The organism is Chromobacterium alticapitis (genome assembly GCF_002924365.1).
GTDB classification, from domain to species: Bacteria; Pseudomonadota; Gammaproteobacteria; order Burkholderiales; family Chromobacteriaceae; genus Chromobacterium; species Chromobacterium alticapitis.
In genome coordinates this window covers 1-8,071 of sequence record NZ_PQWB01000092.1, presented here as the reverse complement: position 1 = coordinate 8,071, position 8,071 = coordinate 1, and the positions used below count along the sequence as shown (strand labels likewise).

Below are 8,071 nucleotides of genomic sequence, written 5' to 3'. Positions count from 1 at the left end.
GAGGGGCTTTTCAGCTAGGCCGCGGACCTGAGGCTGTCTGTCTATCCGGCAAGACGCTCTCACCCTGGCAACCCATTCCCGCTCCGGCGATATTCTCCCACTCTCCTCGCGGGCATGGCCTGACAGCCCGCCCGCGCTACGAACTGCCTCCTCTCCCGCCAGGGGAGAGGGGCTTTGCAGCTAGGCCGCGGACCTGAGGCTGCCTGTCTATTCGGCAAGACGCTCTCACCCTGGCAAACCATTCCCGCTCTGACGATATTCTCCCTCTCCCCTCGCAGGCATGGCCTGGCAGCCCGCCTGCGCTACGAACTGCCTCCTCTCCCGCCAGGGGAGAGGGGCTTTGCAGCTAGGCCGCGGACCTGAGGCTGCCTGTCTAGCCGGCAAGACGCTCTCACTCTGGCAACCCATTCCCGCTCTGACGACATTCTCCCTCTCCCCTCGCGGGAGAGGGTCGGGGAGAGGGGGCGACGTCAAGTCTTGATCTGATGATTCGACGCATGGCCTTACCGCCAGTTATTAGATTAGAAATAACGATTTCGTATTCTCTGATAGCCAATCGATATAATGGGGCCAGTTCAGGGAGAACCTTTGTGTACAAACATCTGGAAGATTTCGTCGGCGGCACGCCGCTGGTCCGTCTGAAGCGTTTGCCTTCGGACAATGGCAATGTGGTGTTGCTGAAGTTGGAAGGCAATAATCCGGCTGGCTCGGTCAAGGACAGGCCGGCCTTGTCGATGATCCGCCGCGCTGAGCAGCGCGGCGACATCCAGCCGGGCGACACGCTGATCGAACCCACCAGCGGCAATACCGGCATCGCGCTGGCGATGGCGGCGGCCATGATGGGTTACCGCATGGTGCTGATCATGCCGGAAAATTCCAGCGCCGAGCGGGTGCAGGCCATGCGCGCCTACGGCGCCGAGGTGATCCTGACCCCGGCGGCGGGTTCGATGCCGGCCGCCATCGACCTGGCGCGCAGCATGGAGGCGGCCGGCGAGGGCCGCATCCTGGACCAGTTCTCCAACCCGGACAATCCGCTGGCCCACTACGAAACCACCGGTCCGGAAATCTGGGAACAGACCGGCGGCAAGATCACCCACTTCGTGTCCAGCATGGGCACCACCGGCACCATCATGGGCACCGGCTGTTTCCTGAAGGAAAAAAATCCGGCCATCCGCATCGTCGGCGTGCATCCGGAGCCGGGCAGCCAGATCGCCGGCATCCGCAAATGGGAAGAGCCGTATGTGCCCAAGATCTGCGACTTCGATCGCATAGACGAGATTCTGCATGTCGGCCAGCAAGAGGCGGAAGACACCGCCCGGCTGCTGGCGCGGCGCGAGGGCATCCTGGCCGGGCCGTCGTCCGGCGGCGCGCTGGCGGTGGCGCTGCGTCTGGATGCGCAGCTGACGGACGCAGTGATCGTGTCGGTGGTGTGCGACCGCGGCGACCGCTACTTGTCCACTGGTTTGTTCGCTTGAGCATGAATGGCCCCATCGCCTCCTTGCGCGGCTTGGGGCCGAAGTCCGCACGCATGCTGGCGGCCGTCGGCATTGCCACGGTAGATCAGTTGCGAACCTTGGGCGCAGTCGAAGCCTATGCCCGTGTTTGCGAAGCCCAGACCGGCGCCAGCCTCAATCTGCTATGGGCGCTGGAAGGCGCATTGACGGACCGCGACTGGCGAGCCGTCGCCCGCGAGGACAGAATGCGTTTGTTGCTGGCGCTGGATGATAAACGGCGCAGGCTTTAATTTGCATTTGTCATTTCTCGGCGCTGTTGCTATCTTTCCCGCTTTCCTGATTCTGGAGGCGCGGCATGCAATTGCTGATGTTCGACATAGACGGCACGCTGACGCGTTCCTATCAATACGATCAAGAAGTTTTCGCCGAGGCGGTTTCCGAAGTGGTCGGCGCGCCCTTCCATGACACCGACTGGCATGGCTATGCCCGCATCACCTCGGATGGGGTGACCGAGGAGGTCTTGCTGCGCATGGGGGCGGATGCTTCGCGGGCGGCCATGGTGAAGCGCGCCATGATGCGGCGCTTGCATGAGCGGCGGCGATCCAGCCCAAGCGAATTCATCGCGATTTCCGGAGCGGCCGCTTTCCTGCGCAGCCTGATGGGACAGCGCGATATCGCCGTGGCCATCGCCACCGGCTGTTGGCGCGAAGAAGCGATGTTCAAATTGGAAGCCAGCGACATCGACGCGTCCGCCATCGCCATGAGCTGCAGCGAGGATGGCGAGCACCGCACCGACATCATGCGCCATGCCTGCTCGCAAGCGTTGGCGGTGACCGGGCAGGATCGTTTCGAGCGGGTGGTCTATCTGGGCGATGGCTTGTGGGACTGGCGGGCGTCTTGCGAACTCGGTTTCGAGTTTGTTGGCATCGGCGACCGCATCGCGGCGCTGAAAGATGCGGGCGCGGCGCATTGCCATGCTGATTTTTCCGATGCCGCTGCCGTGCGGGCATCGTTGCGCATTGATTGACAATCCGTTCGCCGCGGCGCGCTTGCCCGGCTGGCATATTGCCCCTAGCATGGCATTTTTCATCGGGAACTGAACCGTCATGCTGAAGCTTTATGTCGATCAAACCTTTCTCAGCCCCTACGCGCTGGCGGCTTTCGTGTCTTTGACCGAAAAAGGCCTGCCTTTCGAGTTGCTTACCCGCGATCTGGACGGCGGCGAGCAGTTCGAGCCAGCCTATCGCCAGCAATCGCTGACCGCCCGCGTGCCCATGCTGGCGGACGGCGATTTTCATCTCAGCGAATCGTCGGCCATCATCGAATATCTGGAAGAAGCTTATCCCGAAACCGCGCGCGTCTTGCCGGGCAATGTGCAGCAACGCGCGCGCGCACGGCAGCTGCAAGCTTGGCTACGCAGCGACCTGATGCCGCTGCGCCAGGAGCGCAGCACTGAGGTGGTGTACGGCCTGAAACCCATCCAGCCCTTGGGTGAGGCGGCGCGCCAGGCGGCGGACAAGCTGATCGCGGTGGCAGAGGCGGTGGTGCCGGCAGACGGCGGCCATCTGTTTGGCGAGTGGAGCGTGATCGACACCGAGCTGGCCTTGCTGCTCAAGCGGCTGGCGCGGGAGGAGTTGCCGGCTCGGCTGGCGGAATACGCCGAGCGCCAGTGGCAGCGCCCCTCGTTCGCCGCCTGGCGCACGCAGCAGCGGTAGGGTGGATGCCCCGCTGGCGGGGCGATCCGCCGTGTACCCGGCGCATGTCCGCGATCAATGGCGTAGGGCGGATAGGCCATAGGCCTTGCCCGCGCGCATCTATCGAGGTCAATGGCGGAACGCCCCGCAGGGGCTTCCGCCCTACGCTTCGGTTTCGACGGGACGGCTGCTGATGCCCAGCCGCTGCATCCGCGACAGCAGGGTGGTGCGCTTCAGCCCCAGCTTGGCCGCCGCGCCGCGCGGGCCGGCGACGATGCCGTTGCATTCCTGCAGCACCCTGAGGATGCGCTCCTTTTCCGGCTCGCTGGCGTCGAACAGCGGCGTTTCCCGCCGCGACGGGGCCGCGGGCGGCGGGCAGGGCGGCACCTGGTGGTAGGCAAGATCCGTTTGCGGCAGCTTGAGCACCGGGCCGCGGGTGAGGATGACCGCGCGCTCGATCACGTTTTGCAGCTCGCGCACATTGCCCGGCCAATCGTGGCCTTGCAGCCGCTGCAAGGTGTCGGCTGGGATGCTTTCGATGCCGCGGCTCATCCTCCGCGAGAATTTCTGGGTGAAGAACTGCGCCAGTAGCGGGATGTCGTCCGGCCGCTCCCGGAGCGGCGGCAAGACGACGGGGAAAACGTTGAGCCGGTAGTAGAGGTCGCTGCGGTAACGCTTGTCGGCGATCATGCCCATCAGGTCGCAACTGGTGGCCGAGATCACGCGCACGTCCACCGGGATGATCTTCTGCCCGCCGAGCCGCTCCACCTCGCGTTCCTGCAGCACGCGCAATAGTTTGGGCTGCAATTCCAGCGGAATGTCGCCCACCTCGTCCAGAAACAGCGTGCCCTGGTCGGCCAGCTCGAAACGGCCCATGCGCTGGGCGGCGGCGCCGGTGAAGGCGCCTTTTTCATGGCCGAACAACTCGCTCTCCAGCAGGCCGGCGGGAATGGCGGCGCAGTTCATATTGACCATGCGCTTGCCGGCGCGCGGGCTGTGGGCGTGGATGGCGCGGGCGATCAGTTCCTTGCCGGTGCCGGTTTCGCCCAGGATCAGCACCGAGCAATCGCTGGCGGCGACGATTTCCACCTGCTCCAGCACGGCGGACATGGCCGCGCTCTGGCCTATGATTTCGTCAAAATTGCGGTAATGCTGGATTTCGCTGGCGAGCTGCAGGTTTTCGGTCGCCAGTTGATCTTTGAGGCGGGAAATTTCCTGGTAGGACTGGGCGTTGGCGAGGCCCAGCGTCAGCCGCGCCGCCACCTGTTGCAGCAGCGGCAGCACGGCGCGGAAATAGCTGCTGTCGCCGGGGTAGGCCAGCAGCAGCGCGCCCACGGTGCCGGTGGCGCCGCACAGCGGCAACACGCACAGCGAGCGGCAGCCGGCGCGCATCACTTCGGCGAAGCGCGGGTGGACGGCGGCCATCTGCTCCAGCGTCGGCTCGCTGGCCAGCAGCAGCTGATGGCCCAGCATGGCCTCGCGCGCCGGCAGTCTGTCGCGCGGATAGCAAGTGTGGCGGCAACGCTCGCGGCCTTCGCGTTCCAGGTAGATGTCATGCACTTGCAGTTCGCTGTCGTTCTCGCCATGCAAATTGAGGCCGACGAAGCTGACGCCGAAGGCCAGCTGCAGCGCCTGCGCCGCTTTTTCCGCCAGTTCTTCCAGCTGCAGCGTGGACAGTACCGCGTTGGTGACGTCCACCAGGATTTGCAGCTGGTCGCGGTCGGCGCGCAGCGCGGCGGCTGGGTCGAGAGGCGGCGGCGCGTCCTGGCCGCAAGTGTGGGGCGCGAGTATCGGCATGGTCGGCTTGGTGACGGGCGGATGTGCGGAATCAATTTTACCGGCCGTCCGATGCTGCCGATAGCATGCGGGCTGTCTAATCGCAGCGGGTTTAATCTTGGTCAGACAGCCAGGGCAGACTGTCCAGCGCCGGATCATCGCGCAGCGCGGCGTAGAGTGTGTCCACCGCCTGGCGCACTGGTTCGGTCATCGGACAGTAAAACGCCACCAGATCGGGCTGAATGCCGACGAATTCCACTTGCTGCGCCGTTTGGGCTAGCCTTTCCATCAAGAAGCTCAAAGGCAGGTCGTGGGTGCTCATGATGAACATCTCGGCCAGCGCCTCCGGCGGCACGCGGCGGATTTCGCCGGGGGCCAAGCCCATGTCGGCGGCGTCCACCAGCACCACGCGGCGCGGCGCGCGCGCGGCGATGCGGTGGGCGGCGTTTTCCGGCGCGCTGCCGCCGTCTTCCACCTCCCAGCCGGCAAGGGGTTTCTGTTTCATCAGATCGGCCAGCATGGGGCCGGCGCCGTCGTCGCCCATCATGCTGTTGCCCACGGCCAGGATCAGATCGGGCGCGTCAGTCTTCATGTCGTTTCACCATCAGGTAAAGCGCCGGCTCGGCGTCCATCGCCGCCAGCTCGCGCATCAGCGCGTCGCTCCAGCCGCGTTGTTCTTCGCTCATCGCGTCGCGGCCGCGGGCCAGCGATAGGGCCAGCAGCGCGGCGTGGCTGGCGTCTATCATGATTTCGCCGAAGCGCAGGACGCCGGCCAGCTTGCGCCGCGCCTCGCCTTCGGGCAGCGTGGCCAGCCATGCCGCGTAGCCGTCTTCCGGACAGCTGAGCAAGGTTTGCAGGCAGTCGATCACGCCGATGTGGTGGCCCAGCGCCAGCGTCTGGTAGATCACCTGTCGCGCGCCGTCGTCGGCAGGCATGTCCTCTTCGCGCTGCAGGAATTTGCGGCCCAGCGCGTGAAACACGATGCGGTTCATCGCGCGCCTCCTGCCATGCTGATATCCCATAGACGGGTGAAGATTTCGTTCTCGCGCGGGTCGGCTGTCGCCGACAGATGGCGTTTGACACGCTCGTCCAGTGTCAGGCCATCGGCCTGGCTGGCCAGGTCCATGAATTGATCGGCCAGGAGGCGGCCGCTGCGGTAGCCGGCCAGCCGCCGCGCCTCGCGCTCGATGCGCACCCGCGTATCCAGCGGTATGCGCGGGTGCGGCAGCAGGGCGCGGTCGCATTCGCCTTCGATCTGATGGCTGGCATGCAGCTTCTGCTGCAGCAGGCCCAGGGCCATGGCGAAGCCGTAAATGGTGGCCGCCGGCGTGGGCGGGCAGCCCGGGATGTAGACATCCACCGGCACGATTTTGTCGCTGCCGCCCCATACGCAGTAAAGGTCGTGGAAGATGCCGCCGCTGCAGCCGCAGGCGCCGTAGGAGACCGATATCTTGGGGTCCGGCGCGGCCTGCCAGGCGCGCAGCGCCGGCATGCGCATGGCGCGGGTGACGGCGCCGGTGAACAGCAGGATGTCGGCGTGGCGCGGCGAGGCCACCACCTTGATGCCGAAGCGTTCGGCGTCGAACACTGGGGTGATGGCGGCGAAGATCTCGATCTCGCAGCCGTTGCAGCCGCCACAGTCCACGCGGTAGACATAGGCGGAGCGCTGGATGTCCTTCAGCAGCTTCTGTTTCAGGTGGGCGATGCCTTCGCTTTCGGTCAGCGGTTTGGGCATGCCGTATTCGTCGCGCGGGATGATCAGGCCGGCGTCGGCTTGGATGGGAATCATGCTCGCTCCTCCTGGGGGCTGCGCGTCAGCGCGTCGCGTTCTATGGTCCGCTTGCGTTTGCATTCGGGGCAGGCGGCGTACAGTTCGCGCAGATGCTCGTCCAGATTGAGGCCGCTCTGGCGCAGCAGGTCCATCACGTGATGCACCTCTTTGAGCGGCGCGAACGGCTTGCCGCAGCAAGCGCAGTTTTCCAGCCGGAAGCTGGCGCGCTGGATCAGGTCGTCCTTGCAGGCCACTGCCAGCTCGAACTCCTGGGTCAGCTGGATGGCGCGGGTGGGGCAGACTTCCTCGCAGCGGCCGCAGAAGATGCAGCGGCCCAGGTTCAGCGCCCATTCGCGCCGCCCGGCACGGCTGTCGGTTTGCATCGTCAGCGCGCCGGCTGGGCAGGACTGGGTGCAGGCGGCGCAGGCGATGCATTGGCGGGCGTTCAGCTCCGGCTTGCCGCGAAAGCCGGGGCTGACCGGAAACGGAGCGAACGGGTATTTCGTCGTCGGTTCGCCCGCCTTGGCTATGATCTTGAATAGCTTGAACATGGCGTTTTCCTATTTGAGCGGCGAATGTTTGCGCTCGCGGCCATAGCGTTCGATTTCCTTGTACGGCACGGTGGTGGACTTTTTCTTCTTCACGTCGACCAGCGTCACGCGGTCGGTGCAGGAGTAGCAAGGGTCGATGCTGGCCACGATCAGCGGCGCGTCGGACACGGTGTTGCCGCGCAGCATGTAGCGCAGCGGCGGCCAGTTGGCGTAGGTGGGCGCGCGGCAGCGCCAGCGGTAGAGCTTCTGGTTGTCGCCGGTCATCGCCCAATGGATGTCCTCGCCGCGCGGCGCTTCGGCGAAGCCCAGCGCGAATTTATGCGGCTGATAGGCGAAGCCTTCCAGCAGCACCGGCCCGGCCGGCAGGTTTTCCAGCGCGTATTGGATGATGTCCAGCGAGTTGAAGAACTCGCGGGCGCGGATCAACACCCGCCCCAGCACGTCGCAGCTGTCTTCGCTGTGCAGCTCGAAGGGCAGGCTGCCATAGGCGCCGTACGGGTGGTCGGCGCGGATGTCGCGGCGGTAGCCGCTGGCGCGCAGCAAGGGGCCCACCGGGCTGAAATCGCGCGCCACCTTGCGGTCCAGCATGCCGACGCCGCTGGTGCGCTGGCGCAGATTGGGCGTGGACAGCAGCATGTCGACCAGCCGCGTGCTTTCTTCGCGCAGTTCGATCACCAACTTCAGCGTGCGCTGGCGTTCTTCTTTCAGGATGTCGCGGCGTACGCCGCCTATCAGGTTCATGCCGTAGGTTTTGCGCGCGCCGGTGAGCAGCTCAGCCATGGTCATGGCTTTTTCGCGGACGCGGAAAAACTGCATGAAGCCGGT

10 protein-coding genes are annotated in these 8,071 nt (G+C 65.3%); 4 read left to right on the top strand and 6 right to left on the bottom strand.

The window, feature by feature from the left end; all coding sequences use genetic code 11:
• The first annotated feature begins 590 nt into the window (after positions 1–590).
• The 4 genes from cysM to yfcF all read left to right on the top strand — a co-directional run bounded on the left by cysM (position 591) and on the right by yfcF (position 3,169).
• The gene (gene cysM / locus C2I19_RS16760) at positions 591–1,475 is read left to right on the top strand and encodes a cysteine synthase CysM (protein WP_103903803.1); all 885 of its coding nucleotides are present in this window, start codon (positions 591–593) and stop codon (positions 1,473–1,475) included.
• A 2-nt stretch (positions 1,476–1,477) separates the two neighbouring features.
• Complete coding sequence (locus C2I19_RS16755; protein ID WP_103903802.1) at positions 1,478–1,744, top strand: TfoX/Sxy family protein; 267 nt, start codon at positions 1,478–1,480, stop codon at positions 1,742–1,744.
• 65 nt (positions 1,745–1,809) lie between these two features.
• Positions 1,810–2,481: an HAD family hydrolase gene (locus C2I19_RS16750; protein WP_103903801.1), complete on the top strand. Its 672-nt coding sequence runs from the start codon at positions 1,810–1,812 to the stop codon at positions 2,479–2,481.
• A 79-nt stretch (positions 2,482–2,560) separates the two neighbouring features.
• Positions 2,561–3,169, top strand: coding sequence for a glutathione transferase (gene yfcF, locus C2I19_RS16745; protein WP_103903800.1), 609 nt, complete (start codon positions 2,561–2,563; stop codon positions 3,167–3,169).
• Between the two features lie 141 nt (positions 3,170–3,310).
• Here the strand turns inward: yfcF and C2I19_RS16740 are convergent, their stop codons facing one another.
• From C2I19_RS16740 to C2I19_RS16715, 6 genes are all read right to left on the bottom strand, one after another.
• Positions 3,311–4,945 carry a sigma 54-interacting transcriptional regulator gene (locus tag C2I19_RS16740; protein ID WP_103903799.1) on the bottom strand — a complete coding sequence of 545 codons (1,635 nt, stop codon included), beginning with the start codon at positions 4,943–4,945 and terminating at the stop codon, positions 3,311–3,313.
• A 91-nt stretch (positions 4,946–5,036) separates the two neighbouring features.
• Entirely contained in the window at positions 5,037–5,516 is a 480-nt protein-coding gene (hycI, locus tag C2I19_RS16735) for a hydrogenase maturation peptidase HycI (protein ID WP_103903798.1), read from the bottom strand.
• Complete coding sequence (gene hycH / locus C2I19_RS16730) at positions 5,506–5,916, bottom strand: formate hydrogenlyase maturation protein HycH (protein ID WP_103903797.1); 411 nt, start codon at positions 5,914–5,916, stop codon at positions 5,506–5,508. Before hycH ends, hycI begins: the two co-directional genes overlap by 11 nt.
• On the bottom strand, positions 5,913–6,659 hold the full coding sequence (locus tag C2I19_RS16725; RefSeq protein ID WP_233201240.1) for an NADH-quinone oxidoreductase subunit B family protein: 747 nt from the start codon (positions 6,657–6,659) through the stop codon (positions 5,913–5,915). Before C2I19_RS16725 ends, hycH begins: the two co-directional genes overlap by 4 nt.
• A 50-nt stretch (positions 6,660–6,709) precedes the next feature.
• Positions 6,710–7,246 (bottom strand): formate hydrogenlyase complex iron-sulfur subunit, encoded by a 537-nt coding sequence (locus C2I19_RS16720; protein WP_103903795.1) that lies wholly within the window; start codon positions 7,244–7,246, stop codon positions 6,710–6,712.
• Between the two features lie 9 nt (positions 7,247–7,255).
• On the bottom strand, positions 7,256–8,071 hold an 816-nt coding region (locus C2I19_RS16715), incomplete at its 5' end, for a hydrogenase large subunit (protein ID WP_439647049.1).

What these genes read in the sequence shown, in the direction of transcription:
- C2I19_RS16755 (WP_103903802.1), top strand. Translation starts at nt 1,478, where the DNA reads ATGAATGGCCCCATCGCCTCCTTGCGCGGCTTGGGGCCGAAGTCCGCA.
- C2I19_RS16740 (WP_103903799.1), bottom strand. Translation starts at nt 4,945, where the DNA reads ATGCCGATACTCGCGCCCCACACTTGCGGCCAGGACGCGCCGCCGCCT.
- hycH (WP_103903797.1), bottom strand. Translation starts at nt 5,916, where the DNA reads ATGAACCGCATCGTGTTTCACGCGCTGGGCCGCAAATTCCTGCAGCGC.
- C2I19_RS16750 (WP_103903801.1), top strand. Translation starts at nt 1,810, where the DNA reads ATGCAATTGCTGATGTTCGACATAGACGGCACGCTGACGCGTTCCTAT.
- yfcF (WP_103903800.1), top strand. Translation starts at nt 2,561, where the DNA reads ATGCTGAAGCTTTATGTCGATCAAACCTTTCTCAGCCCCTACGCGCTG.
- C2I19_RS16720 (WP_103903795.1), bottom strand. Translation starts at nt 7,246, where the DNA reads ATGTTCAAGCTATTCAAGATCATAGCCAAGGCGGGCGAACCGACGACG.
- hycI (WP_103903798.1), bottom strand. Translation starts at nt 5,516, where the DNA reads ATGAAGACTGACGCGCCCGATCTGATCCTGGCCGTGGGCAACAGCATG.
- C2I19_RS16725 (WP_233201240.1), bottom strand. Translation starts at nt 6,659, where the DNA reads ATGCCCAAACCGCTGACCGAAAGCGAAGGCATCGCCCACCTGAAACAG.